The 26,236-nt window shown below is 71.8% G+C and carries 23 protein-coding genes and 1 tRNA gene; 19 read left to right on the top strand and 5 right to left on the bottom strand.

What is annotated here, in order from left to right:
• Window positions 1-75: 75 nt before the first annotated feature.
• Window positions 76-942 carry an aldo/keto reductase gene (locus MicB006_RS16885; RefSeq protein ID WP_116507362.1) on the bottom strand — a complete coding sequence of 289 codons (867 nt, stop codon included), beginning with the start codon at window positions 940-942 and terminating at the stop codon, window positions 76-78.
• Window positions 943-1,119: 177 nt separating this feature from the next.
• Here MicB006_RS16885 and MicB006_RS16880 point away from each other — a divergent pair, with 177 nt between their 5' ends.
• The 7 genes from MicB006_RS16880 to MicB006_RS16850 all read left to right on the top strand — a co-directional run bounded on the left by MicB006_RS16880 (window position 1,120) and on the right by MicB006_RS16850 (window position 9,762).
• Window positions 1,120-1,485 (top strand): YciI family protein, encoded by a 366-nt coding sequence (locus tag MicB006_RS16880; RefSeq protein WP_073830941.1) that lies wholly within the window; start codon window positions 1,120-1,122, stop codon window positions 1,483-1,485.
• 119 nt (window positions 1,486-1,604) lie between these two features.
• Window positions 1,605-3,032 (top strand): FAD-binding oxidoreductase, encoded by a 1,428-nt coding sequence (locus MicB006_RS16875; RefSeq protein ID WP_116507361.1) that lies wholly within the window; start codon window positions 1,605-1,607, stop codon window positions 3,030-3,032.
• Window positions 3,033-3,200: 168 nt separating this feature from the next.
• Window positions 3,201-4,649, top strand: a complete 1,449-nt coding sequence (gene pyk / locus MicB006_RS16870; RefSeq protein ID WP_073830939.1) for a pyruvate kinase — start codon at window positions 3,201-3,203, stop codon at window positions 4,647-4,649.
• Window positions 4,646-5,545, top strand: a complete 900-nt coding sequence (locus MicB006_RS16865; protein ID WP_116507359.1) for an acyl-CoA thioesterase II — start codon at window positions 4,646-4,648, stop codon at window positions 5,543-5,545. Before pyk ends, MicB006_RS16865 begins: the two co-directional genes overlap by 4 nt.
• Before the next feature lie 9 nt (window positions 5,546-5,554).
• The gene (locus MicB006_RS16860; RefSeq protein ID WP_073830937.1) at window positions 5,555-6,022 is read left to right on the top strand and encodes an Rrf2 family transcriptional regulator; all 468 of its coding nucleotides are present in this window, start codon (window positions 5,555-5,557) and stop codon (window positions 6,020-6,022) included.
• Between the two features lie 111 nt (window positions 6,023-6,133).
• Entirely contained in the window at window positions 6,134-7,210 is a 1,077-nt protein-coding gene (locus MicB006_RS16855) for a sulfite exporter TauE/SafE family protein (RefSeq protein ID WP_116507357.1), read from the top strand.
• A 254-nt stretch (window positions 7,211-7,464) separates the two neighbouring features.
• Window positions 7,465-9,762, top strand: coding sequence for a cellulose binding domain-containing protein (locus tag MicB006_RS16850; RefSeq protein ID WP_116507355.1), 2,298 nt, complete (start codon window positions 7,465-7,467; stop codon window positions 9,760-9,762).
• A 167-nt stretch (window positions 9,763-9,929) separates the two neighbouring features.
• Here the strand turns inward: MicB006_RS16850 and MicB006_RS16845 are convergent, their stop codons facing one another.
• Window positions 9,930-10,925, bottom strand: coding sequence for an LLM class flavin-dependent oxidoreductase (locus MicB006_RS16845; protein ID WP_192900086.1), 996 nt, complete (start codon window positions 10,923-10,925; stop codon window positions 9,930-9,932).
• 61 nt (window positions 10,926-10,986) lie between these two features.
• Window positions 10,987-11,466 carry an Lrp/AsnC family transcriptional regulator gene (locus tag MicB006_RS16840; protein WP_047894721.1) on the bottom strand — a complete coding sequence of 160 codons (480 nt, stop codon included), beginning with the start codon at window positions 11,464-11,466 and terminating at the stop codon, window positions 10,987-10,989.
• 83 nt (window positions 11,467-11,549) lie between these two features.
• Here MicB006_RS16840 and MicB006_RS16835 point away from each other — a divergent pair, with 83 nt between their 5' ends.
• A complete protein-coding gene (locus tag MicB006_RS16835) occupies window positions 11,550-12,725 on the top strand; it encodes a PLP-dependent aspartate aminotransferase family protein (RefSeq protein WP_116507353.1) in 1,176 nt (391 codons plus the stop codon).
• Between the two features lie 30 nt (window positions 12,726-12,755).
• Here the strand turns inward: MicB006_RS16835 and MicB006_RS16830 are convergent, their stop codons facing one another.
• Together MicB006_RS16830 and MicB006_RS16825 are read right to left on the bottom strand one after the other, a co-directional pair.
• The gene (locus MicB006_RS16830) at window positions 12,756-13,565 is read right to left on the bottom strand and encodes a helix-turn-helix domain-containing protein (protein ID WP_225980395.1); all 810 of its coding nucleotides are present in this window, start codon (window positions 13,563-13,565) and stop codon (window positions 12,756-12,758) included.
• Window positions 13,538-13,615 (bottom strand) — tRNA-Leu (locus MicB006_RS16825). The genes MicB006_RS16830 and MicB006_RS16825 overlap by 28 nt, the downstream gene beginning before the upstream one ends.
• Before the next feature lie 94 nt (window positions 13,616-13,709).
• On the opposite strand from MicB006_RS16825, the gene MicB006_RS16820 reads away from it, so the two are divergent.
• From MicB006_RS16820 to polA, 11 genes are all read left to right on the top strand, one after another.
• Window positions 13,710-14,330 carry an ANTAR domain-containing response regulator gene (locus MicB006_RS16820; RefSeq protein WP_030503803.1) on the top strand — a complete coding sequence of 207 codons (621 nt, stop codon included), beginning with the start codon at window positions 13,710-13,712 and terminating at the stop codon, window positions 14,328-14,330.
• Window positions 14,331-14,366: 36 nt separating this feature from the next.
• Entirely contained in the window at window positions 14,367-15,587 is a 1,221-nt protein-coding gene (locus tag MicB006_RS16815; protein ID WP_116507349.1) for a hypothetical protein, read from the top strand.
• A 257-nt stretch (window positions 15,588-15,844) separates the two neighbouring features.
• Window positions 15,845-17,005 carry a branched-chain amino acid ABC transporter substrate-binding protein gene (locus MicB006_RS16810; protein ID WP_116507347.1) on the top strand — a complete coding sequence of 387 codons (1,161 nt, stop codon included), beginning with the start codon at window positions 15,845-15,847 and terminating at the stop codon, window positions 17,003-17,005.
• 105 nt (window positions 17,006-17,110) lie between these two features.
• Complete coding sequence (locus tag MicB006_RS16805) at window positions 17,111-18,061, top strand: branched-chain amino acid ABC transporter permease (RefSeq protein WP_116507345.1); 951 nt, start codon at window positions 17,111-17,113, stop codon at window positions 18,059-18,061.
• Complete coding sequence (locus tag MicB006_RS16800; protein WP_116507343.1) at window positions 18,058-19,197, top strand: branched-chain amino acid ABC transporter permease; 1,140 nt, start codon at window positions 18,058-18,060, stop codon at window positions 19,195-19,197. Before MicB006_RS16805 ends, MicB006_RS16800 begins: the two co-directional genes overlap by 4 nt.
• A complete protein-coding gene (locus MicB006_RS16795) occupies window positions 19,190-20,035 on the top strand; it encodes an ABC transporter ATP-binding protein (RefSeq protein WP_116507341.1) in 846 nt (281 codons plus the stop codon). The genes MicB006_RS16800 and MicB006_RS16795 overlap by 8 nt, the downstream gene beginning before the upstream one ends.
• Window positions 20,025-20,735, top strand: a complete 711-nt coding sequence (locus tag MicB006_RS16790; RefSeq protein ID WP_116507339.1) for an ABC transporter ATP-binding protein — start codon at window positions 20,025-20,027, stop codon at window positions 20,733-20,735. Before MicB006_RS16795 ends, MicB006_RS16790 begins: the two co-directional genes overlap by 11 nt.
• 32 nt (window positions 20,736-20,767) lie before the next feature.
• Entirely contained in the window at window positions 20,768-21,679 is a 912-nt protein-coding gene (locus MicB006_RS16785) for an ABC transporter substrate-binding protein (protein ID WP_116507337.1), read from the top strand.
• 2 nt (window positions 21,680-21,681) lie between these two features.
• Window positions 21,682-22,653: an amino acid ABC transporter permease gene (locus MicB006_RS16780; protein WP_116507336.1), complete on the top strand. Its 972-nt coding sequence runs from the start codon at window positions 21,682-21,684 to the stop codon at window positions 22,651-22,653.
• Between the two features lie 5 nt (window positions 22,654-22,658).
• Window positions 22,659-23,447, top strand: a complete 789-nt coding sequence (locus MicB006_RS16775) for an amino acid ABC transporter ATP-binding protein (protein WP_370013340.1) — start codon at window positions 22,659-22,661, stop codon at window positions 23,445-23,447.
• Between the two features lie 72 nt (window positions 23,448-23,519).
• Window positions 23,520-26,219: a DNA polymerase I gene (gene polA / locus MicB006_RS16770; protein ID WP_073830923.1), complete on the top strand. Its 2,700-nt coding sequence runs from the start codon at window positions 23,520-23,522 to the stop codon at window positions 26,217-26,219.
• Window positions 26,220-26,236: the final 17 nt, after the last annotated feature.

Here is a 26,236-nt window from a genome sequence, read left to right as displayed (position 1 = left end):
CGCGAGAATCCTTCTGACGGTAGTTGTTCGATCACATTCCGCGAAAGGGCCGCTCGGGTGGGTGTGACAGCCGACTCAGGCCGCCTTGGCCAGCGCCTCGAACTCGTCGTCGGTCAGCTCCACCTCGGCCGCCGCGACGTTCTCCTCCAGATGCGCCACCGACGACGTACCCGGGATCGGCAGCATCACCGGCGAGCGGCGCAGCAGCCAGGCCAGCGCGAGCTGCGCCGGAGTCGCGCCGTGCGAGGTCGAGATCGCGTCCAGCGGGCCGCCGGGCCGGGCCAGGTTGCCGGTGGCGATCGGGAACCAGGGGATGAACGCCAGGTCGTGACGCTCGCAGTGCGCCAGCACGTCCTCCGCGCTCCGGTCGGCCAGGTTGTACAGGTTCTGCACGGACACGATCGGCGCGATCTCCCGGGCCGCCTCGATCTGCTCGACGCTGACCTGCGAGAGCCCGATGTGCCGGATCTTGCCCTCCTGCCGCAGCAGCGCCAGCTCGCCGAGCTGGTCGGCCAGCGGCACAGTCGCGTCGACGCGGTGCAGCTGGTAGAGCGGGATGCAGTCCAGGCCCAGGTGACGCAGGCTCAGCTCGCACTGCTGGCGCAGGTACTCCGGTCGGCCCACCGGCCGCCAGTCGTCCGGGCCGGACCGGGTCAGCCCGGCCTTGGTCGCGATGACCAGGTCGTCGGCGTACGGGTGCAGCGCCTCGCGGATCAGCAGCTCACTGACGAACGGCCCGTACGAGTCGGCGGTGTCGATGAACGTGACGCCCAGCTCGTACGCGCGGCGCAGCACCCGTACCGCCTCGGCCGGGTCCTTCGGGTCGCCCCACACACCGGGGCCGGTGAGCTGCATCGCCCCGTAGCCGAGGCGGTCGACCCGCAGGTCACCACCGATCCGGTAGCTGCCCGACGCCTTGGCGGGCTGGGTGCTGGTGGCCATTCGTGGTCCTCCTGTGCTCGTACGCGGTCGCGGGGCGGCGCGCGCCCCGACCCCTGGACATTCCCCGAATCGCGGCGGCGAAGCCAGCGGGACGACCGGCGGGGCAGTTGCGGCGAGCGGGCCCGGCGCACCGGACCGCCGTGCGAGGCTGAGCGCAACGCTGGTCAGGAGGTGCGCATGGGCGCGACGCCACAGCTCGACTTCGCGCTGGACACGTACGAGTGCATCGTGCTCTACCCGGGGCCCTCCGGCCGGGCCCTGCCGGAGGAGACCGTGCAGCGGCTACAGGCCGAGCATCTGCAGCACATGCGGGCGCTGCAACGGCGCGGCATCGTGCTCGTCGACGGCTCGGTGGACGGCCCGGCCCGGGAACCGGACCCGCCGATCGGTTTCGGCCTGGCGCGCACCGGCTCGGTGGACGACGTGCGCAGCGTCATGGAGGCCGACCCGGCGGTGCAGGCCGGTCTCTACCGGGTCGAGGTGCTGACCTTCCTCTGCCCGGCCGGCTCGCTGGAGTTCCCGCTGGTCAAGACGGAGAGCTGACGGCCGGGGCACTGTCGTGCGGGCGACGGCGGGCCCGGTGCGGCGGTGCTAGCGTCCGGCGCAGTGAGCCGATCCCGGCGCGTCCGGCGCCGCCGGCCCGGGTCGGCCGAGGAGTCGCCATGACCTCCGCCCCGGACCTGCCCCGCGCCACCGGCCTGCTCCGCGAGGCGCTCGGCGTCCGCCTGCTCACCCCCGCCGACCCGGGCTTCCCGGCCGCCGTCCGGCTCTGGAACGGCGCCCCGGCCGGCACGCCCGCGCTCGTCGCCCGGTGCCAGGACGCCGACGAGGTCGCGCTCGCGGTCCGCGTCGCCGGGCGGTGCCGGCTGCCGCTGTCGGTGCGCGGCGGCGGCCACGACTGGGCCGGCCGGGCGCTGCGCGACGGCGGCCTGGTCGTCGACCTCACCGGTATGCGCCAGGTCGACATCGGCCCCGGCGCGTCGACTGTCACGGTGGGCGGCGGGGCGACGGCCGCCGACGCGCTCGCCGCGCTGCGGCCGTACGACCGGGTCGTGGTCACCGGCGTGGTGCGCGCGGTCGGGCTGGCCGGGCTGACCATGGCCGGCGGGTACGGCCCGCTCTGCGGCCGGCACGGGCTGGCGCTGGACAACCTGCTCGCCGCCGAGGTGGTGCTCGCCGACGGCCGGCGGGTCACCGCCGGCCCGGAGCACGAGCCCGAGCTGTACTGGGCCCTGCGCGGCGGGGGCGGCAACTTCGGCGTGGTCACCGCGCTGCGCCTGCGTACCCACCCGCTGGCCGCCGCGCTCGCCGGCATGCTGCTGTTCCCGGCGGCCCAGGCGACGGCGGTGCTGCGCGGCTACGGGCAGGCCGTGCGGGACGCCCCGGACGAGCTGACCGTGATGGCCGGGTTCCTGCCCGGCCCGGCCGGGGAGCCGGTGGTGTTCCTCGCCCCGGTCTTCACCGGCGACGACGCGGCGGCGGGACAGGCCGCGGTGGACCGGCTGCGCGCGCTCGGCACCCCGATCGTCGACCAGGTCGCCCCACTGGCGTACGAGGACGTGCTGCGCCTGTTCGACGGCGGCATGGCCGACGGCAACCACTACCTGCTGCGTACCCGATGGCTGGCCCGGGTGGACGAGCCGGTGGTGGCGGCGCTGACCGCGGCGGCCGGCGCGGTCTCGTCGCCGTTCTCGGCGATCGCGCTGCACCACTTCCACGGCGCCGCGAGCCGGGTCCCGGTGGAGCGGACCGCGTTCGGGCTGCGCGCCGACCACCTGCTCGCCGAGATCATCGCGGTCTGGACGCCCGACGGCGACCCGGCGCCGCACCGGGCGTGGGCCGAGCACACGAGCGCGGCCCTGGCCCCGCACGCGCTGCCCGGCGGCTACCCGAACCTGCTCGCGCCCGAGGAGACCGACCGGGTGCGCCTCGCGTACGGATCGAACTGGGAGCGGCTGCGCCGGGCCAAGCGCCGTTACGACCCGCGCGGGATGTTCTCGGCCGTACCGACGCTGCCCCCGGCCGGTCCGCCGGGGCCGCGCCACGGCGAGGGCGGGCGGCATCCACGGGAGCACCCGGCCGGCACGTGACGGCGAGGGGTACCATTTCCGCCGCGCGGTCGCCGATGCCCGCCACTCACGACGTTCCGGTGCGGTACGCCAACCGCCCGCCCGCGCGTAGACGCGCGTCGTTGGACAACTGTTCCGCTGTCCGCAAGGGGTCGGCCGGGAGGCCGATCCGGAGGAGAGACTAGCCTGATGGGCGTGACACGCCGCGCGAAGATCGTCTGTACTCTCGGCCCCGCCACCTCGTCCCCGGAGCGTATCCGAGGGCTTGTCGAGGCGGGCATGAACGTGGCGAGGCTCAACTTCAGCCACGGCAGTCACGCCGACCACGAATCGGTCTACCGCCTGGTCCGGGAGGCCGCCGAGGCGTCCGGCAAGCCGGTCGCGGTGCTCGCCGACCTGCAGGGGCCCAAGATCCGGCTGGGCCGGTTCGCCGACGGTCCGCACGAGTGGCGCACCGGCGACTCGGTCGTGATCACCGGTGACGACATCGTCGGCTCGAAGGAGCGGGTCTCCTGCACCTACCGCAAGCTGCCGCAGGAGGTGAAGCCGGGCGACCGGCTGCTGATCGACGACGGCCGCGTCGCGGTCGAGGTCAGCGACGTCACCGGCAACGACATCCGGTGCCTGGTCACCGAGGGCGGCCCGGTCTCCAACAACAAGGGCGTCTCGCTGCCCAACGTGGCGGTCAGCGTCCCGGCCATGTCGGACAAGGACGCGGAGGACCTGCGCTTCGCCCTCGGCCTCGGTGTCGACCTGGTCGCGCTCTCGTTCGTCCGCTCGCCCGAGGACATCAAGCTCGTCCACTCGATCATGGACGAGGAGGGCGTGCGCCGCCCGGTCCTGGCCAAGGTGGAGAAGCCGGAGGCGGTGGACCACCTGGAGGCGATCGTGCTGGCCTTCGACGGGGTCATGGTCGCCCGCGGCGACCTCGGCGTCGAGCTGCCGCTGGACCAGGTGCCGCTGGTGCAGAAGCGCGCCGTGCAGCTCTGCCGGGAGAACGCCAAGGCCGTCATCGTGGCCACCCAGATGCTCGACTCGATGATCGAGAACTCCCGACCGACCCGCGCCGAGGCCTCCGACGTGGCGAACGCGGTGCTCGACGGCGCGGACGCGGTGATGCTCTCCGGCGAGACGAGCGTCGGCAAGTACCCGGTGCTCACCGTCAGCACCATGGCCAAGATCATCACCACCACCGAGGCCGGCTCGATCGCCGTCCCCCGGTTGCAGCACGACCCGCGTACGCACGGCGGCGCGCTCACCGTGGCCGCCTCCTCCATCGCCCGGGCCATCGGCGCGAAGGCCATGGTGGCGTTCTCGCAGACCGGCGACACCGTCAAGCGGCTCGCCCGGCTGCACTGCGACCTGCCGCTGCTGGCCTTCACGCCGGTGCCGGAGGTGCGCAACCAGCTCGCGCTCTCCTGGGGCGTGGAGACGTTCCTGATGCCGTTCGTCCAGCACACCGACGACATGTTCCGCCAGGTCGACCAGGCGCTGCTCGGCCTCAACCGGGCCAACCCGGGCGACTACGTGGTGATCGTGGCGGGCAGCCCGCCCGGCACCCCCGGCTCCACCAACACGCTGCGCGTGCACCAGTTGGGCTCGCTCGTGGACGCGGCCTCGGCGCGAGCTCTCCAGTGAGTGCTGCGGCGACCGGGCAGGCGGCGGTCGACCAGCTGCTGGAGGTGCTCGACCTCGCCCGTACCGGGGAGATGGCCTTCCGGGGCATGAGCCCACCGGTGGGCCCGCAACGGGTCTACGGCGGGCAGGTCGCCGGGCAGGCACTGGTCGCGGCCGGCCGCACCGTCGACGCGGAGCGGGCCGTGCACTCCCTGCACGGCTACTTCGTGCGCCCCGGTGACCCGGCCGAGCCGATCGAGTACCAGGTGGAGAACGTCCGGGACGGCCGGTCCTTCTCGGTGCGCCGCTCGGTGGCGTTGCAGCACGACAAGCCGATCTTCTTCATGTCGGCGTCGTTCCAGCGGCAGGACGAAGGGCTGGACCACCACGCCCCGCTGCCGCCGGACGTGCCCGGCCCGGACGACGTGCCGACCATGGCGGACCGGCTCGCCCGCTACCCGGAGCGGCTCGGCATCTGGGGGATGATCCCGCGGCCGATCGACGTGCGCTACGTCGGCGAGCCCGGCTGGGTACGCCCCGGCGACCGTCCGGCCGAACCGCACCAGCGGGTGTGGATGCGCGTGGACGGCAAGCTGCCGGACGACCCGCTGCTGCACGCGTGCGCGCTGACGTACGCCTCCGACCTGACGCTGCTGGACTCGGTGCTGTCGGTGCACGGCGAGGTGTGGGGTCCGGGCGGCGTGGTCGGCGCGAGCCTCGACCACGCGTTGTGGTTCCACAGGTCGTTCCGCGCCGACGAGTGGTTCCTGTACGACTGCTGGAGCCCGTCCGCGTCGGGCGCCCGTGGCCTGGCCACCGGCCGCATGTTCACCGCCGACGGGCGGCACATCGCCAGCGCCGTGCAGGAGGGACTGCTGCGCCGGGTCGGCGGGGCGGCTCGCGAGGCAGCGGACTAGCCTGGCCGTATGCGTCTTTCCGCCCGGGTCGACTATGCCCTCCGCGCGGCCGCTGAGCTGGCCTCGGTCGCGGACGGGACCGCCGAGCGGAGTCGCCCGGTGACCGCCGAGCAGATCGCCCGGTCCCAGGAAATCCCGCCGAAGTTCCTGGAGAGCATCCTGCTCCAGCTTCGCCGGGGCGGCATCGTGCACGCCCAGCGTGGCCCCGAGGGCGGCTACTGGCTGGCCCGGCCGGCGGGGGAGATCTCCCTGGCCGAGGTGATCCGCGTCATCGACGGTCCGCTCGCGCACGTGCGCGGCCAGCGTCCGGAACAGCTCGGCTACCAGGGCGCGGCCCGCGCGTTGCAGGACGTCTGGATCGCGTTGCGGGCCAGCGAGCGGGAGATCCTGGAGCTGGTCACGATCGCCGACGTGGCCTCCGGCGCCCTGCCCGGCCGGGTCAACGAGCTGGCTGCCGACCCGCGCGCCTGGAGCTGATCGCGCCGTCCGGCGCGTCCTACCAACCGGATGGGGGACTTGACCGGGACCGCCTCCGTGCCGCATTGTCGACCAAGTTGATAGGAGATGCCGAAAAGTCAGGGGGCGCTCGTGCGCAAGCTGCTGGTCCTCGCCCTCGTCGGGCTCGCCGCGCAACTGGTCGACGGCTCGCTCGGCATGGCGTACGGGCTGACCTCCTCGACGCTGCTCCTGTTCGCCGGTGTCGCGCCGGCCGCCGCGTCGGCCTCGGTGCACCTGGCCGAGATCGGCACCACGCTCGCCGCGGGCGTCTCGCACTGGCGCTTCGGCAACGTCGACTGGCGGGTGGTCGGCCGGATCGCGCTGCCCGGCGCGATCGGCGCGTTCGCCGGGGCCACGTTCCTCAGCTCCATCTCCACCGAGGCCGCCGCGCCGTGGATGGCGGCCATCCTGTTCACGCTCGGCGCGTACCTGCTGGTGCGGTTCTCCCGGCCGTTGCGGGCCAACCGCGCCGCCGGCCGGCTGCGTAGCCGCTTCCTCGCCCCGCTGGGACTGGTCGCCGGCTTCGTCGACGCCACCGGCGGCGGAGGCTGGGGCCCGGTCGCCACCCCGGCGCTGCTGGTCTCCGGCCGGATGGAACCCCGCAAGGTCATCGGCTCGGTGGACACCTCCGAGTTCGTCGTGGCCGGCGCGGCGAGCGTCGGCTTCCTGATCGGCCTGGGCACCGAGGGCTTCCTGCTGCCCACAGTGGCCGCGCTCCTGGTCGGTGGCCTGATCGCCGCGCCGATCGCGGCCTGGCTGGTCCGCATCGTTCCCGCCCAGCTGCTCGGCGCCGTGATCGGCGGCGTGATCGTGCTGACCAACGCCCGCACCCTGCTGAGCGCCGGTGGCGTGAGCGGCTCGGTGCCGGTGGTGGTCTACGCGCTGCTCGGCGTCGCCTGGGTGGTCGCCATCGTCCTGGCGGTGCGTGCGCTGCGCCGTACCCGGCGCGCCCGCGCCACCGTCGATGCGGCGCTGGCCTCCGCGTCGCCGGCCGAGGCCGCGCTGGCCTCCGCGTCGGCGGCCGAGGCGGGGGAGCCCGCCCAGCCGGGGGAGTCCGTCGAGCCGGTGGAGGCCGCGAAGTCGGGGCAGGTGCCGGAGCCGGTGGCCACCGCCGAGACCGCCGAGGCCGCGGAGTCGCGGAAGCTCGCCGCCGCCGTCGACGGCTGAGCTGCTCGCGGTCAGGGGCCGGGCCATCACCCGGCCGCGTCTTCGCCCGGGAGGGCTCTGTCTCGCCGGCCGCCGCTGCACCGCTCCACCGCGCTTGTGGGTGTGTCCGGCGGTGACCTAGGCTGACGGAGCGCGGAGCCGAATCACCGACGTCGATACGTTGACGTCGCTCGTCGCAGCAGGGCACGTACCTTCCCCGCCGGTCCGGGCAGGCCGGCGTCGTCGCGTGCCTGACCTCCGCGAAAGGCATCCCCGTGCACCTCACCACCCCACGCCGCCGGCTCGCGCTGCTCGCCGCGGCCTCGGCGGTCACCCTGTCGGCCGGCGCGCTCACCACGATGACCGCCGCGGCGGCGGCTGCCGCCTGCCGGGTCGACTACCGGATCACCAACCAGTGGAGCGGCGGCTTCGGCGCCGACGTGACAGTCACCAACCTCGGCGACCCGGTCAACGGCTGGACCCTCGGCTGGAGCTTCGCCGCCGGCCAGCAGATCGTCCAGGCGTGGAACGCCACCGTCAGCCAGTCCGGCGCGCAGGTGAGCGCCCGCGACGCCGGCTACAACGCGGCCTTCGGCGCCGGCGGCACCGCGAACTTCGGTTTCAACGGCTCGTGGAACAACGCGTCGAATCCGGTACCGTCCGCGTTCACGCTCAACGGCACCGCCTGCACCGGCGCGCCGTCCACCAGCGCGCCGCCGTCCACCCCGCCGCCGTCCACGCCGCCACCGTCGACACCGCCGCCCAGCACCCCGCCACCGTCGACACCACCGCCCACCACACCACCGCCCACCGACCCGCCGGCCGGCGCGAAGCAGATGGAGAAGCTCGACCGAGGGCTGGTCAGCGTCCGCTCCGGCAGCGGGAACCTGGTCTCCTGGCGGCTGCTCGGCACCGAGACCACCGGCGTGTCGTTCAACCTCTACCGCGACGGCACGAAGGTGAACGCCAGCCCGATCACCGGCGCCACCACGTACCTGGACAGCGGCGCGGCGGCCGGATCGGCGTACACCGTGCGGGCCGTGGTGAACGGCGCCGAGCAGGCGGCGTCCGCCCCGGCGCTCCAGTTCGCCAACGGTTACCTGGACGTGCCGATCCAGCCGCCGCCCGGCGGCACCACGCCGAGCGGTGAGGGGTACAGCTACTCGGCGAACGACGCGAGCGTCGGTGACCTCGACGGCGACGGCCGCTACGAGTTCGTGCTCAAGTGGGACCCGTCGAACGCCAAGGACAACTCGCAGTCCGGCTACACCGGCAACGTCTACGTCGACGCGTACACGCTCACCGGCGCCCGGCTGTGGCGCATCGACCTGGGCCGCAACATCCGCGCCGGCGCCCATTACACCCAGTTCCAGGTGTACGACTACGACGGCGACGGGGACGCCGAGGTGGCCATGAAGACCGCCGACGGCACCCGCTCCGGCACCGGCCAGGTGATCGGCAACGGCTCGGCCGACCACCGCAACTCCAGCGGATACGTGCTCGCCGGCCCGGAGTACCTGACCATGTTCGACGGCCGCACCGGCGCGGCGCTGTCCACAGCCGACTACGACCCGCCGCGCGGCACCGTCTCGTCCTGGGGCGACTCGTACGGCAACCGGGTCGACAGGTTCCTCGCCGGCACCGCGTACCTGGACGGGCAACGCCCCTCGCTGATCATGGCGCGCGGCTACTACACCCGGGCCGTCGTCGCGGCCTGGGACTTCCGCGACGGCACGCTGCGCAAGCGCTGGACGTTCGACTCGAACGCCTCCGGCAACGGCGCCGCCGCCGGCCAGGGCAACCACCAGCTCTCCGTGGCCGACGTCGACAACGACGGCCGCCAGGAAATCGTGTACGGGGCCGCCACGATCGACGACAACGGCCGGCTGCTGTACTCCACCGGCAACGGCCACGGCGACGCGCTGCACGTCGGCGACCTCGACCCCTCCCGCTCCGGCCTGGAGGTGTTCAAGGTCGACGAGGACGGCAGCAAGCCCAGTTCCTGGATGGCCGACGCGCGTACCGGCCAGATCCTCTGGCAGACCGCGCCGAACGGCGACAACGGACGTGGCGTCTCCGGTGACGTCTGGGCCGGCAGCCCGGGCGCGGAGTCGTGGTCGTCGGCGGTCGACGGGCTGCTGAACACCCGGGGGCAGAACGTCGGGCGCAAACCGTCGTCGGCGAACTTCCTGATCTGGTGGGACGGCGACCCGGTGCGGGAACTGCTCGACGCCACGAAGATCGACAAGTACGGCACCGGCGGCGAGACCCGGCTGCTCACCGGCAGCGGCGTCGCGTCCAACAACGGCACCAAGTCCACCCCGGCCCTCTCGGCGGACCTGCTCGGCGACTGGCGCGAGGAGGTCGTCTGGCGCACCAGCGACAGCACCGCGCTACGGATCTACAGCACGCCGGTCACCACCGGCCTGCGACTGCCGACGCTGATGCACGACCCGCAGTACCGGGTGGCGGTGGCCTGGCAGAACACCGCGTACAACCAGCCGCCGCACCCGGGCTTCCACCTGGGCGACGGCATGAGCACCCCGCCGGCGCCGAACATCTACCTGCGCTGAAACGGCAGGCACCGGGTCGCCGGCCGCGGAATCCGCTCCGCCGGCGACCCGGTGCTCCACACCGCAGCATTCCCGACCCGTCCCGACCGGGAATGCCGTACCACCACCGGGGATAAAGTTATGCGTCCCGCGCGACGCTGCGGTGACGTGGCTATGAAGAGCGTGTTTCAGCCCTCCCGGCGCAGCCCGCCCGCCACCTTCTCGGCGATCAGCTCGAACGAGCGGACCCGGTCGGCCACGTCGTAGACCATCGTGGTGAGCATCAGCTCGTCCGCGCCGGTGCGCTCCAGCAGTTCCCCGAGCTGCCGGGCCACCGTCTCCGGCGAGCCGGTCGCCTGCCCGTCGCGGCGCTGGGCGACGAACTCCCGCTCGAACTCCGAGTATGGGTACGCCGCCGCCTCCTCCGGCGTGACCAGCGGCTCCGGCCGCCCCGACCGCAGCTTCAGGAACGACAGCCCGGCCGGCCCGGCGAGCCACTCGGCCCGCTCGTCGGTCTCCGCGCAGACCGCGTTCACCGCCACCATCGCGTACGGCCGGTCCAGCCACTGCGACGGCCGGAAGTTCTGCCGGTAGAGCTGCAACGCCGGGATCGTGTTCTGCGAGCTGAAGTGGTGCGCGAACGAGAACGGCAGCCCGAGCAGGCCGGCCAGCTGCGCGCTGAACCCGCTGGACCCGAGCAGCCACACCTGCGGCGACTGGCCCCGGCCCGGCGTCGCGGTGATCGGGCCCGGCTCGGCGCCGGAGAAGTAGTTCATCAGGTCGGCCAGCTCGCGCGGGAAGTGCTCGGCGGACAGGCCCTCCATGGTGCGGCGCAGCGCCAGCGCGGTCACCTGGTCGGTGCCGGGCGCCCGGCCGATGCCCAGGTCGATCCGGCCCGGGTGCAGCGCCTCCAGGGTGCCGAACTGCTCGGCCACCACCAGCGGCGCGTGGTTGGGCAGCATCACCCCGCCGGAGCCGAGCCGGATGGTGCTGGTGTTCGCGGCCAGGTGCGCGAGCAGCACCGCCGGGGCGGAGCTGGCGATGGCCGGCATGTTGTGGTGCTCGGCCACCCAGAACCGGCGGTAGCCCAGCTCCTCGGTGCGGCGGGCCAGCTCCGTGGTGTACCGCAGCGCCTCACCGGCGTTGCCGGTCGCCGCCACCGGGGCAAGATCAAGAACAGACATGGGTACGTCGATCACAGCGTGGTGCAACAGGCCACGTGCCGGAATTGTTCCGCCGGGTGCGCTATCCCATACCCCGGGCCTGCTCGAAGATCAGGCTGGTCTGGGTGTGCTGCACCGCCGGATCGACAGCCAGATGGTCGAGCACGAAGTCCCGCAGCGCGTCACCGGAGGCGGCCCGCACGTGCAGCACGTAGTCCTCCGCGCCGGCCACGTGGAACACCGATACCACCCCTGGTAGCCGTACCGACCGGGCGCGGAACGCGTCCACGGCGGCCCGCTCGTGCGCTGTCAGCCGCACCGAGACCAGCGCCTGCAACGGCAGACCCACCGCCGCCGGGTCCACCTCGGCGTGGAACCCGCGGATCGCCCCGCACTCGCGCAGCGCCCGGGTACGCGTCAGGCACGTCGACGGCGCCACCCCGACGCGCTCGGCCAGCGCGTTGTTCGGCAGCCGGCCGTCGGCCGCCAGCTCGGTGAGGATCGCGCGGTCGGTGTCGTCCAGGCCGGCGAACGGCCGTACATCATTCGGTGCGGCAGGCATGTGACCATCTTTCACCGAACCCTCGTCGGGCGAAAGCGCGACGGACAGAATCTTCTTCGCTGCTCTTGCCTGCCGCCGTCGTCATGTTCGACAGTTCCGTCATGACTTCCGTGGACACCGCAGCCGTACACGCCGGGCGCGCCGACCTCGCCGGGCTCGGCGTCCACGTCCCGCCCATCGACCTGTCCACCACCAACCCGCTGCCCTCGGTGGCCGGCGGCGGTGACGACTACGAGACGCTCGCCACCGGCGGCACCCTCCCGGCCGGCGGCAGCGCCGTCTACCAGCGCCTGTGGAACCCGACGGTGGCCCGGTTCGAGACCGCGCTCGCCCAGCTCGAAGGCACCGCCGAGGCCGTCGCCTTCGCCAGCGGCATGGCCGCGCTCACCGCCGCCCTGCTCGCCGCCACCCGGGACGGCAAGCGTCACATCGTCGCCGTGCGCCCCCTCTACGGCGGCACCGACCACGTCCTCGCCACCGGCCTGCTCGGCACCGAGGTCAACTGGGCCACCCCAGCCGGCGTGGCCGCCGCGATCCGCCCCGACACCGCCCTGGTGCTGGTCGAGACGCCGGCCAACCCCAGCCTCGACCTGGTCGACATCGCCGCGCTCGCCGAGGCCGCCGGTGACGTCCCGCTGCTCGTCGACAACACCGTCGCCACCCCGGTGCTCCAGCAGCCCGCCCGCCACGGCGCCGCGCTCGTGCTGCACAGCGCCACCAAGAGCATCGGCGGCCACGGCGACGTCCTCGCCGGTGTGATCGCCTGCGCCCCCGAGTGGGCCGCCCGGCTGCGCCAGGTCCGCGCCGTCACCGGCGCCGTCCTGCACCCGCTCGGCGCGTACCTGCTGCACCGCGGCATCCAGACCCTCCCGCTGCGCGTCCGCGCCCAGCAGGCCGGCGCGGAGAAGCTCGCCGCCTGGCTCGCCGGGCACCCCGCCGTCGAGCGCGTCCACCACCCGTCGCTGCACGACCCGGCCGGGCTGGTCGGCCGGCAGATGTCCGGCACCGGCAGCCTGCTCGCCTTCGAGGTACGCGGCGGCGCGCCCGCCGCGGCCGAGGTCGCCGGCGCCTGCGAACTGATCACGCACGCGGTGTCGCTCGGCGGCGTCGACACGCTGATCCAGCACCCGGCCTCGCTCACCCACCGGCCGGTCGAGGGCGACGCCAAACCGTGCGGCGGGCTGCTGCGCGTCTCGGTCGGCCTGGAGGACCCGGAGGATCTGCGGGCGGATCTCGCCCGGGCGCTGGCGCGGATCTGACGCGCGCCGGTCGCCCGCGTCGGCGGCCGGTCACGACTTCGGGCCGACGTGCTGGTCGAGGGCGGCCACTGCCTCCCGGCGGGCCACCGACAGCGAGTTGCGGCGATTCATCCGCCAGGCGATGCCGAGCAGGCCGAGCGCCCACTGACAGAGACCCATGATGTCGGCGGACTCGTTGGCGAACATGTAGCGCGGATAGACGTAGCGCTTGCCGCGCACGACCACCTGATTGGCGAAACGGCAGCCGTCGGAGTGGAACAGGCCGCGCAAAAAGTCGCCCGGATGGGCCTCGACGATGGGCCGCTGCCAGTCGGTCAGGACGATCGGACGCTCGTGCTTCTTGCCGGGCCCGTGCTGCGGTAGTAGGCACGGCCAGTGCTTGCCGTAACTCTGCACATTGACGCAGCCCGGTTTTGAGACCCGCTGCACCTTTTCGGCCAGCACCGCTCGCATGGCGTCGTCGCACGCTTCGATCAGGCCCGGCCAGCACTCGCTGCAGGCGATCCGGAGCACCGGCACCCGGGCCCTGGTCACGAGGTGCCCGTCGCCGAGGTAGAGGCCGAGGAGATAGGCGTAGGCCGCCGGGTCTGTCGGAGCGTGCATGTCGTCACGACAGCGGAAGCATCGCAGCGCGGTGCCCTGCTGCTTCGGCGTCGGCCGATCCTTGCACCAGTGGCGGACCGTCGGATAGGAGAGCCCCACGGTCCGCGCCACCTCGGCGACGGTTGCGCCGTCGAGGTAGAGACGCCGCGCCCGGGCGCGCAGTTCGGGTGGATGCACAGCCCCATGGTCGAACGCCTGTATGACATTTCTGGTGCCCTCGGTGGGATTCGAACCCACACTGTATGGAGTTTGAATCCATTGCCTGCTGCCAGTTGGGCTACGAGGGCGTTCCGTGATTCGGCCTCGACAGCCTACCCGCTAGGCTGAAGGCGGCGACACCCGGCAGGGCGGGTGTCGAGTTCGAACCGGTGGGAGTGGCTCGTGGGCGAGATGCAGGCGGACGCCGAGCGCAAGCGCGTTCTGATCGCCGAGGACGAGGCGCTCATCCGGCTGGACCTGGCCGAGATGCTCGTCGAAGAGGGCTACGAGGTGGTCGGCGAGGCCGGTGACGGCGAGACCGCCGTCAAGCTCGCCGAGGAGCTCAAGCCGGACCTGGTCATCCTCGACATCAAGATGCCGATCATGGACGGGCTGGCCGCCGCCGAGCGGATCGCCGGCGCGCGCATCGCCCCGGTGATCATCCTGACTGCGTTCAGCCAGCGTGACCTGGTGGAGCGGGCGCGGGCGGCGGGCGCGATGGCGTACCTGGTCAAGCCGTTCCAGAAGAGCGACCTGGTGCCGGCGGTCGAGATCGCGCTGTCCCGCTACTCGGAGATCGCCGCGCTGGAGTCGGAGGTGGCCGGCCTCACCGACCGGCTGGAGATCCGCAAGACCGTGGAGCGCGCCAAGGGCGCGCTGATGACGACGTACGGCATGACCGAGCCGCAGGCGTTCAAGTGGATCCAGCGCACCGCGATGGACCACCGGATGACCATGAAGGAGGTCGCCGAGCGGATCCTCGCCGAGACCACCGGCGGCGAGGTCGAGCAGCCGGCTTCCTGACCTGCCGGGAGGCGTCCGATCGATAGGATCGGATCCATGCCTTCCGCGCGCGTCCGGCCGGCGCTCGTCGCCGTGACCGCCGCCGCGTTGCTCCTGGCAGCCTGTCACGCCACCCCGCGGCCGCTTCCGGTGCCCGCGCCGGTGCGTCCGCAGTGGCGGGCCGTGGAGTTGGCGCTTCCCGCCGGTGCCGCAGGTCGCCCGGTGGCACGTGACGTGGCGCGCTGCGCCGGCCGCTGGTACGTGGTGGGCGGGCTGATCGATCCGGCGGGGGAGACCCGGCCGGCGGCGTGGTCCTCATCGGACGGTGTGACCTGGTCGCCGATCCCGGTACGCGCGCAGACGTTCTACGGCCGCCAGCACGTGCTCTACGCGGTGGCCTGCCGGGGCGACGGGATGGCGGCGCTGGGCGCGAAGACGGGTGGCGTGCACGGCAATCCGCGTACCGGGACGTGGGTCTGGCGGCCGGGCGGGCCGTTGCGGGAGGCGCCGGCGGCGTTCGAGTTGTTCGGCGGCCCGCGCGCGGTGAGCGCGTCGGGGCTGGCGGCCGGGCCGGGCGGGTGGCTGGTCGCCGGGGCGCGCGTCGGCGGCGCGGCGGTGTGGACGTCGCCGGACGCCGAGGGGTTCGTCCTGCGCGAGGGCGTCGACGAGCTGGGAAGTGACGGCCGGGGCCGGACTGCTGCCTATGACGTGGCGGCGGTGGGCTCGGGCTGGCTGGTGGTGGGGTCACTGCTGCCGCCCGGCGGGGCGGCTCGGGCGCCGCTCGCGTGGTTCTCGGCCGACGGCCGGGTGTGGCGGCGGGCGGCGTTGCCGGTGCCGAAGGGCGCCGCCGGGGCGGCGGAGCGGGTGGCGCGGGCCGACGGCGGGCCGGTGGTCCTCGGGCCGGTGGGCGACCGGTTCGCGGTGTGGCGCGGGTGCGACGACTGCGGCTCGCCGTCGGCCGGGCCGGCGGGTGCGGCGCAGCGGTGGCGGCGGGTCGGCGGGTTCGGTACATCGGGTCCCGGGGTGTCGTCGGTGGACGCGCTCGCGGCGGCGGGTCGGCGGCTCGTCGCGGTGACCGGTGACGGGGCTCAGCGACGGCTCTGGATGTCGCGTGACGGCGGCACGTCGTGGCTTCCGGTGATCACTCCGGTGCCGGTGCCGGACGGTGGCGACGCCGCGCTGGCGGTGGCCGTCGGCGACGACGGGCTGTTCGTGGTCGCTGACGACGGGAAAACGTCCCGTGCCTGGTGGGGGGTGTTGCCGACCATCGATCGGTAGGGGGTGATCGGGGATTGGCCCGTTACCGAGGAATAGTTGGTGAAAGCCTTTCCCCGCCTACGGTTCTTACGGCGATCGGCTTGAATCCGCCACCGCGTGTAACGGTTCGGTCAACCCCGCTTTCCAGGTCTTACGCCGCCGCTCGCGGTGGGATAACGTCCCGCCCCAGACCGGCGACGACGGTCTTGGTTCGTCCACCCCGCAAGGGCCAATCGGCGGTGGGTGGTTCGGATCATGGACGGAGGAGGGTTCGGGCCTTGAGGCAGAAGCTCGCACGCGTGATCGGCGGGGTCGCCATGCTGGCGCTCGTCGCCGGTGGCACCGCTTGTTCCAGCGGCAGCGACGATGAGGGTTCCGGGGGCAGCGCCTGCGGGAGCAAGATCGCTTTCTTCGGCGCGCTGACCGGTAGCTCGGCCGCGCTGGGCATCAACGAGAAGAACGGCGTCAAGCTGGCCGTCGACAAGTACAACAAGGAGAACCCGGACTGCAAGGTCGAGCTCGCCGAGCTCGACTCGCAGGGCAGCCCGGACCAGGCGCCGCAGCTGGCCCAGAAGGCGATCGATGACACCAAGATCCTGGGTGTCGTGGGTCCGGCCTACTCGGGCGAGTCCGAGGCCGCCGGTCCGCTGTTCAACGAGGCCGGTCTGGTCACCATCACCCCCTCCGCGACCCGTCCCAGCCTCGCCGAGCAGGGCTGGAAGACGTTCTTCCGCGCGGTCGGCAACGACCTGAGCCAGGGCCCCGCCGCCGGTAACTACATCAAGAACGTGATGAAGGCCGACCGGGTCTACGTCATCGACGACCAGTCCGCGTACGGCGCCGGCCTGGCCGACGAGGTCAAGAAGGTGCTCGGCGCCTCGGTCGTGGGCAGCGACAAGGTCCAGGGCGAGGGCAAGCAGGTCGAGTTCTCCGGTGTGGTCACCAAGGTCAAGGCCGCCAACGTGAAGGCGGTCTTCTACGGCGGCTACTACCAGGAGGCCGGCCTGATCCGTAAGCAGCTCACCGCTGCCGGTGTCACCGCTCCGCTGGTCGCCGGTGACGGCGTGAACGACGGCGCGTACATCACCTCCGCCGGTGCTGCCGCCGCCGAGGGCACCATCCTCACCTGCCCCTGCGCTCCGTCCACCGAGGCGCGCGGCACCTTCGCCGCCGACTTCAAGGCGCTCAACGGCACCGACCCGGGCACCTACAGCGACACCGCCTACGACGCGGCGACCATCCTGCTGGCGGGCATCAAGGCCGGCAAGAGCACCCGCGCCGACCTGCTGGAGTTCGTGAAGGGCTACAGCGGCGAGGGCGTGGCCGCCAGCTACAAGTTCGTCGAGGGCGGCGAGCTCGACCCGGCGCAGGTCAAGGTCTGGGCGTTCAAGGTGCAGGGCGGCAAGGTCGTCCCGGACCAGGAGATCCCCAAGTCCTGAGCGTTCGATCGCTGGACTGGCGATTGAGTAGTGATCGCGGGTGCGGCCGGGAGCTGGCTCCCGGCCGCACCCTCTTTTTCTCTTGAGCGACGGAGCGTCCCTCCCTTGGACTTCGACGGATTGTTCTCCAACTTTGGGGAACTCACCACGACCGGCTTGACGCAGGGCGCCATCTACGCCCTGGTCGCGCTCGGCTACACGCTTGTGTACGGCGTGCTAAGGCTCATCAACTTCGCCCACTCCGAGGTCTTCATCGCCGGCGCGTTCGCCGCGATCTGGACCTGGAACGGATTCGGACTCGACCAGAACTCGCAGGTCAGCGGCCTCGGCTCGATCCTGTTCTACCTGCTGGTGGCGATGATCGTGGCAGCCATCGCCTCGGCGGGCACCGCGACGGTGATCGAACGGGTGGCGTACCGGCCGCTGCGCAAGCGCAACGCGCCGCCGCTGGCGTTCCTCATCACCGCCATCGGCGCCTCGATCGCCATCTCCGAGGCGTTCGGCGTCTACACCCGGCGCCGGCCGGAGGGCGCGCCGATCCTGGTCAGCTCGAAGCCGCTGTTCCACATCGCCGGGGTGCCGATCGACGCGGTGCAGCTGCTCACTGTCGGCTCCGCGCTGGTGATGATGTTCGCGCTGGACCAGTTCATCAACCGCAGCCGTACCGGCCGCGGCATCCGGGCGGTGGCCCAGGACGCCAACACGGCGGCCCTGATGGGCGTCAACAAGGACCGCATCATCCTGATGGTCTTCATCGCCGGTGGCACCATGGCCGGCGTCGCGGGCCTGCTCTACGACGTGCGGATCCAGACGCTCACCTACAGCGTCGGCTTCCTGCTGGGCCTCAAGGCGTTCACCGCGGCGGTGCTCGGCGGTATCGGCAACCTGCGCGGCGCGCTCGTCGGCGGGTTGCTGCTCGGCGTCGTGGAGAACTACGCCGCGGGCCTGTTCGGCAGTCAGTGGAAGGACTTCGCCGCGTTCGCGGTGCTGGTCGTGCTGCTGATGTTCCGGCCGACCGGTCTGCTCGGCGAATCACTGGGGAGGGCACGCGCATGACGACCACCATCGACCCGCCGGAGCGGCGGGAGACGGCGGCGGACAAGCTGCGGCAGGGCCGGCACGCGATCTCGGAGCGCTGGCACCACGCGCCGCGCTGGGTGCGCTGGGTGCTGCTGGTCGCGGTCATCGCGTTCTTCTACGCGCTGCCGAACAAGGAGTTCTACCAGTACCTCGGGCCGATCCCGACCCCGGGAGCGAACTTCACCCAGGTGATGTTCACGGTCTCGATCTACGTGCTGCTGGCGGTCGGACTCAACATCGTGGTCGGCTTCGCCGGCCTGCTCGACCTCGGCTACTTCGGCTTCTTCGCCGTCGGCGCGTACACGGTAGCGGTGCTGACCTCGCCGAGCAGCGACCTCAAGACGCTGTGGCCGTGGCTGGCGGTGGTGCCGATCGCGATCGGCCTGACCATGGTCTCCGGCGTCATGCTCGGCACGCCGACGCTGCGCCTGCGCGGCGACTACCTGGCGCTGGTGACGCTCGGCTTCGCCGAGATGATCCGGATCGCGGCGGTCAGCTCCGAGTTCCTCAAGGGACAGCGCGGCTTCAACCAGATCCCGCACCCGCCCGGCCAGTACGCCGACGGCCGGCCGTGGTTCGGCGTGCTCGACGCCCGCCCGTACTACTGGCTGGTGCTCACGCTGATCATCCTGGTGGTGATCGGGGTGCGGAACCTGACCCACAGCCGGGTCGGCCGGGCCTGGATCTCGATCCGCGAGGACGAGGACGCGGCCCAGCTGATGGGCGTGCCGACGTTCAAGTTCAAGCTGTGGGCGTTCGCCTCCGGCGCGGCCATCGCCGGCCTGGCCGGCGCGTTGTTCGCCGGCAAGCAGAACTTCGTCAACTCGCAGAACTTCGAGCTGCTGAACTCGATCATCATCCTGGCCGCTGTCATCTTCGGCGGATCGGGCAACATCGTCGGCGCGATCGTCGGCGGTGGCCTGGTGGCGTACATGATCGAGCGGTTCCGCGGCATCGAGCTGTTCGGCGTGGAGCTGTACGAGTACCGGTTCCTCTTCTTCGGCCTGGTGCTCGTGGTGATGATGATCTTCAGGCCGCAGGGCCTGATTCCGAACCGGCGACGGGCGGCGGAGTTCAAGGACCGCCGCAAGGAGGTGATCGTCGGTGAGTGACACCGAGCAGAATCCGAAAGTTCCGGTCCAGGCGGCGGCCCCCGTCGTCGAGACGGTGAGCGAGCGGGAGCCGTTGCTGGAGGTCGACCACGTCACGCTGCGCTTCGGCGGCGTGGTGGCCCTCAACGACGTGGACTTCACCCTCTACAAGGGGGAGATCCTCGGTCTGATCGGCCCGAACGGCGCCGGCAAGACCACCTGCTTCAACGCGATGACCGGCATCTACCAGCCCACCGAGGGCGAGATCCGGTTCCTGGGCCAGAAGATCAGTGGCAAGAAGCGCCACAAGATCACCCGGATGGGCATGGCGCGTACGTTCCAGAACATCCGCCTCTTCCCGGAGATGACCGCGCTGGAGAACGTCCAGGTCGGCGCGGACGCGCACCACAAGACCAGCGTGATCTCCGCGTTGCTGCGCCTGCCGCGGCACTGGAAGGAGGAGCGCGAGGGCCGGGAGAAGGCCGAGCGCCTGCTGGAGTTCGTCGGCATCAGCAAGCGGATGCACGAGTTCGCCCGCAACCTGTCCTACGGCGAGCAGCGACGGCTGGAGATCGCCCGCGCGCTGGCCACCGACCCGAAGCTGCTCTGCCTGGACGAGCCGGCCGCCGGCTTCAACCCGGCGGAGAAGGAGGAGCTGCTCCAGCTCATCCGGCAGATCCGGGACCAGGGCGTGACGGTGCTGCTGATCGAGCACGACATGCGCCTGGTGATGGGCGTGACCGACCGGATCGTGGTCCTGGAGTTCGGAAGGAAGATCGCCGAGGGGCTGCCCGCCGAGGTGCGGGACAACCCGAAGGTGGTCGCGGCGTACCTGGGGGTGCCGGACGATGCTGCTTGAGATCGAGGACGTGAGCCTGCTCTACGGGCGGATCCAGGCGCTGCACGGGATCAGCCTGACCGTGGACGAGGGGGAGATCGTCGCGCTGATCGGCGCGAACGGCGCCGGCAAGTCCACCACCATGCGGGCGATCTCCGGCATCCGGCCGGTCGCCTCCGGCCGGATCAAGTTCGCCGGTGAGGACATCACCAAGCTCCGGGCCGACCTGCGGGTCCGGCGCGGGCTGTGCCAGGCACCCGAGGGCCGGGGGATCTTCCCCGGCATGTCGGTGCTGGAGAACCTGGACATGGGCGCGTACACCCGGCGGGACAAGGCCGGCGTCGCGCAGGACCTGGCCCGGGTGCTGGACCTGTTCCCGCGGCTGGCCGAGCGGCGCAAGCAGGCCGGCGGCACGCTGTCCGGCGGCGAGCAGCAGATGCTCGCGGTCGGCCGGGCGCTGATGAGCCGCCCGAAGCTGCTGCTGCTCGACGAGCCGTCGATGGGTCTCGCGCCGATGCTGATCCAGCAGATCTTCACGATCATCACGGAGATCAACCAGCAGGGCACCACGATCCTGCTGGTGGAGCAGAACGCCCAGCAGGCGCTGGCGCGGGCCCACCGGGCGTACGTGCTGGAGACCGGCCGGATCGTCAAGACCGGTTCCGGCACGGACCTGCTGCACGACCCCTCGGTCAAAGAGGCCTACCTCGGCGTGGCCTGACCGACCGACCCCTCGCAATAAGGAGTACAGCCATGTTCCACCCCAACCCCGGACGGCGGGCGGCGCTCGGCGTCGCCGGTGCGGCCGTCCTGCTGCTCTCCCTCGCCGCCTGCGGCGAGAAGGAGAACTCGGCCGAGCCGGGCGACGGCCCGTCGGTGTCCGCCACGGCCGACTCCAACCTCGCCGCGAAGGTGCCGGACGCGATCAAGGCCGACGGCGTGATCAAGGTCGGCACCGACTCGACGTACGCCCCGGCCGAGTTCCTCGACGCCGACGGCAAGACGGTGGTCGGCTTCGACGTGGAGCTGTTCAACGCGGTGGCGCAGAAGCTCGGCCTCAAGGCCGAGTACGAGTCGGCGCCGTTCGACGCGATCCTGCCCGGCGTGGGTTCGGGCAAGTACGAGGTCGGCGTCTCGTCGTTCACCATCAACGCCGACCGTCTCAAGACGGTCAACATGGTGAGCTACTACTCGGCGGGCACGCAGTGGGCGACCAAGAAGGGCAACCCGGCCGGGGTGGACCCGGAGAACGCCTGCGGCAAGAAGATCGCCGTGCAGGTCGGTACGGTCCAGCTCGACGACATCACCGCCCGGTCGAAGAAGTGCACCGACGCCGGCAAGCCGGCCATCAAGATCGACCAGTACCAGGCGCAGAGCGACGCCACCGCCGCCGTGGGCAGCGGCAAGAACGACGCCATGCTGGCTGACTCCCCGGTCGGCGCGTACGCGGTGAAGCAGAGCAACGGCCAGCTCGAGGTGCTCGGCGACATCTACGAGTCGGCGCCGTACGGCTACGCGGTGAACAAGGAGCAGCAGGCGTTCGCCGAGGTGCTCAAGGAGGCCGTGCAGGCGGTCATCGCCGACGGCAGCTACAAGGCGGCGCTCGGCAAGTGGGGTGTCGAGGGCGGCGCGATCACCAACGCTGAACTGAACCCGTCGGTCTGACCATGTCGGCCGACACATCCGGACGGGCACGGCCTGAACCGATCAAGGCCGTGCCCGTGCGGCACCCCGGGCGCTGGGCCGGTGTGGCGGTCATCGCCGTGCTGGTGGCGATGTTCGTGCACATGCTGGTCACGAACTCCGCGTTCCAGTGGTCGTTCATGGTGGACGAGATGTTCCGCCCGCCGATCATCGAAGGGCTGCGCGGCACCATCCTGCTGCTGATCACGTCGATGGTGATCGGCATCGGCCTGGGTATCGTCATCGCGATCATGCGGCTGTCGCCCAACCCGGTGCTGCGCGGCGTGGCCTGGGTCTACACCTGGTTCTTCCGGGCGGTGCCGCGGCTGGTGCTGGCGATCCTCTTCGGCAACCTCGGCATCCTCTGGTCGCGGCTGGAGTTCGGCCTGCCGTTCGACAGGCAGATCGGCGCCCTTTTCGGGTTGCACGACTTCGAGGCCCGGCTGTTCGGGTTCAGCGCGGTGGACATCCTGACCGGCTTCGTCGCCGGCATGCTGGCGCTGGGTCTGTCCGAGGCCGCGTACATGGCCGAGATCGTCCGGGCCGGCATCCAGTCGGTGGACGAGGGGCAGACCGAGGCGGCTCAGGCGCTGGGCATGAGCCGGGCGCAGATCCTGCGGCGGATCGTGTTGCCACAGGCGATGCGGGTGATCATCCCGCCGACCGGGAACGAGACCATCGCGATGCTCAAGGACACCTCGCTGGTGGCCTTCGTGCCGGTGTCGATGGAGCTGTTCTTCCAGCTCAAGGCCGTCGGTTCCCGGACCTTCCAGCCCTTCCCGATGTACGTCGCGGCGACGTTGTGGTACCTGCTGCTGACCAGCGTCCTGCTGGTGGGGCAGTACTACCTGGAGCGGCACTACTCCAAGGGGTTCGGACGCAGCGGGCGGGCCCGGCAGCGGCTGCGGAATCTGACCGCCGAGAGCGGCAGTACCACGAGTGGGACGGCGCAATGACGGACATGACCGCTTCCCCGCAGACGCCGGCCGCCGAGTTGATGGTCCGGGCCGAGCAGGTGCACAAGTCGTTCGGGCCGCTGGAGGTGCTCAAGGGCATCGACCTGGAGGTCCGCTCCGGCGAGGTGTGCTGCCTGCTCGGGCCCTCCGGCTCCGGCAAGTCGACGTTCCTGCGCTGCATCAACCACCTGGAGAAGATCGACGCCGGCCGGATCCGGGTGGACGGCGACCTGATCGGCTACCGGGAGCGTGGCGGCAAGCTGTACGAGATGCGGGACAAGGACGTGGCCGCGCAGCGCCGCGCCATCGGCATGGTGTTCCAGCGCTTCAACCTGTTCCCGCACATGACGGTGCTGCAGAACGTCATGGAGGCCCCGGTGCTGCTGCGCCAGGCCAAGAAGGCGCAGGCCCGGGAGCACGCCGCGCAGCTGCTGGACCGGGTGGGGCTGGGCGACAAGCTCGGCGCGTACCCCGGTCAGCTCTCCGGTGGCCAGCAGCAGCGGGTGGCGATCGCCCGGGCGCTGGCCATGCGGCCGAAGCTGATGCTGTTCGACGAGCCGACCAGCGCGCTCGACCCGGAGCTGGTGGGCGAGGTGCTGGACACGATGAAGGACCTGGCCCGCGACGGCATGACGATGATCGTGGTGACCCACGAGATCGGCTTCGCCCGTGAGGTGGGCGACCACCTCGTGTTCATGGACGGCGGCGTGGTGGTCGAGCAGGGTGACCCGCGCGAGGTGATCTCGGCGCCGAAGCACGAGCGGACCAAGGCGTTCCTGGCCAAGGTTCTCTGACCTCGGCCTCCGGTGCGGCGCGCGCCGCACCGGAGGCCGGAGTTGTCGGGCGTACGGACTAGAGTCGCTGCCGTGACAGCTACGACGCCGCGCCTGCTCCTCGTCGACGGACATTCCCTGGCATACCGGGCGTTCTTCGCCCTGCCTGTGGAAAACTTCTCCACCACCACGGGGCAGCCGACCAACGCCGTCTACGGCTTCACCTCGATGCTGATCAACGTGCTGCGCGACGAGCAGCCGACGCACATCGTCGTGGCGTTCGACGTCTCCCGCCGCTCCTTCCGCACCGACAAGTACGCCGAGTACAAGGCCGGCCGCAGCGAGACCCCGACCGACTTCAAGGGCCAGGTCAGCCTGGTCAAGGAGGTCCTCGCCGCGCTGCGCGTGCCGGTGGTCGAGCGGGAGGGCTACGAGGCCGACGACGTGATCGCGACGCTCGCCTGCCAGGCCCGCGACCAGGGCATGGACGTGCTGATCACCACCGGCGACCGGGACGCGTTCCAGCTCGTCGGCGAGCGGGTCACTGTGCTCTACCCGCGCAAGGGCGTCTCCGACCTGGCCCGGATGGACCCGGCCGCGGTGGAGGCGAAGTACGGCGTCACCCCGGACCGCTACCGCGACCTGGCCGCGCTGGTCGGCGAGACCAGCGACAACCTGCCCGGCGTGCCCGGCGTCGGCCCGAAGACCGCGGCCAAGTGGATCAACCTGTACGACGGCGTCGAGGGCGTGGTGGCCCGCGCCGACGAGATCAAGGGCAAGGCCGGCGACAGTCTGCGCGAGCGGCTGGCCGACGTGATCCGCAACTACGAGATCAACCGTCTGGTCTCCGACCTGGAGCTGCCGGTCCGCCCCGAGGACGCCCGCTGGCAGGGCTGGGACCGCGAAGCGGTGCACCAGGTCTTCGACACGCTCCAGTTCCGCATCCTGCGCGACCGGCTCTACCAATACCTGGAGGCGGTCGAGCCGGAGGCCGAGGCGGGCTTCGACCTCGACGGCGAGGTGCTCACCGAGCCGGGCGCGCTCGCGGGCTGGCTCGACACGCACGCCCCGGCGGGCACGCCGGTGGGCCTGGCGGTCACGCTCGACACCGGCCCGAACCGCCGGCACACCGCCACCGTGACCGCGATGGCGCTGGCCACCGCCGGCGGCGCGGGCGCCTGGTTCGACCCGAGCCGGCTGGGCGCGGACGACGAGGCCGCGCTGGCCGGGTGGCTGGCCGACGCCGAGCGCCCGAAGGTGCTGCACGACAGCAAGCCGGCGGTGCTGGCGTTCGCCGCGCACGGCTGGGAGCTGCAGGGCATCGCCCGCGACACCCAGATCGCCGCCTACCTGGCCCGCCCCGACCAGCGCTCCTACGACCTGACCGACCTGGCTCTGCGCTACCTGCACCGGGAGCTGCGCGTCGACGCGCCGGAGACCGGTCAGCTCACCCTCGACGGGCTCGGCGACGAGGGCGTGGCCGAGCAGAACCTCATGCTCCAGGCCCGCGCCACGCTCGACCTGGCCGACGCGATCGACGCCGAGCTGTCCCGCGACGGCGAACAGTCGGCCCGGCTGATGGCCGGCGTGGAACTGCCGCTGATGCGGGTGCTCGCCACCATGGAGCGCACCGGCATCGCCGCCGACACCGACTACCTCTCCGAGCTGGAGGCACACTTCGCCGCCGAGGTGAAGGCCGCCGCCCAGAGCGCGTACGAGGTGGTCGGTCGCGAGTTCAACCTGGGCTCGCCGAAGCAGTTGCAGGAGATCCTCTTCACCGAGCTGGGCCTGCCCAAGACCAAGCGGATCAAGACCGGCTACACCACCGACGCCGACGCGCTCCAGTGGCTCTACGCGCAGACCGAGCACCCGCTGCTGCACCACCTGCTGCGCCACCGCGACGTCGCGAAGCTCAAGTCGACAGTCGACGGTCTGCTCAAGTCGGTCTCCGACGACGGCCGGATCCACACCACGTTCAACCAGACGGTGGCGGCGACCGGTCGGCTGTCCTCCACCGAGCCGAACCTGCAGAACATCCCGATCCGCACCGAGGAGGGGCGGCGGATCCGGCGCGCGTTCGTCGTCGGCGAGGGCTACGAGTGCCTGCTCACCGCCGACTACAGCCAGATCGAGATGCGGATCATGGCGCACCTGTCCTCGGACGACGCGCTGATCGAGGCGTTCAACTCGGGGCACGACTTCCACGCCGCCACCGCGTCCTCCGTCTTCACCGTCGAGGTCGGCGACGTCACCGCCGACCAGCGCCGCAAGATCAAGGCGATGAACTACGGCCTGGCCTACGGGCTCAGCGCGTTCGGCCTGTCCCAGCAGCTCGGCATCTCCGCCGAGGAGGCGCGCGGGCTGATGGAGAACTACTTCGCCGGGTTCGGCGGGGTCCGCGACTACCTCCAGGAGGTGGTGGCCCGCGCCCGCCAGGACGGCTACACCTCCACCATCCTGGGCCGCCGCCGCTACCTGCCCGACCTGGTCAGCGACAACCGGCAGCGCCGCGAGATGGCCGAGCGGATGGCGCTCAACGCCCCGATCCAGGGCTCGGCGGCCGACATCATCAAGGTCGCGATGCTGCACGTCGACAGCGCGCTGCGCGACGCCGGGCTGCGGTCGCGGATGCTGTTGCAGGTGCACGACGAGCTGGTCTTCGAGGTCGCGCCGGGCGAGCGGGAGACGCTGGAGGCGCTGGTGCGCAAGCAGATGGGTGAGGCGTACCCGCTGTCGGTGCCGCTGGAGGTGTCGGTGGGCGAGGGCCGCGACTGGAACAGCGCCGACCACTGACCCCACCCGCGCCGGCC

Source organism: Micromonospora sp. B006, from assembly GCF_003408515.1.
GTDB lineage: Bacteria > Actinomycetota > Actinomycetes > Mycobacteriales > Micromonosporaceae > Micromonospora > Micromonospora echinospora_A.
Note: the sequence above shows the minus strand (reverse complement) of the source record. Positions and strands in the feature narration are given on the sequence as shown.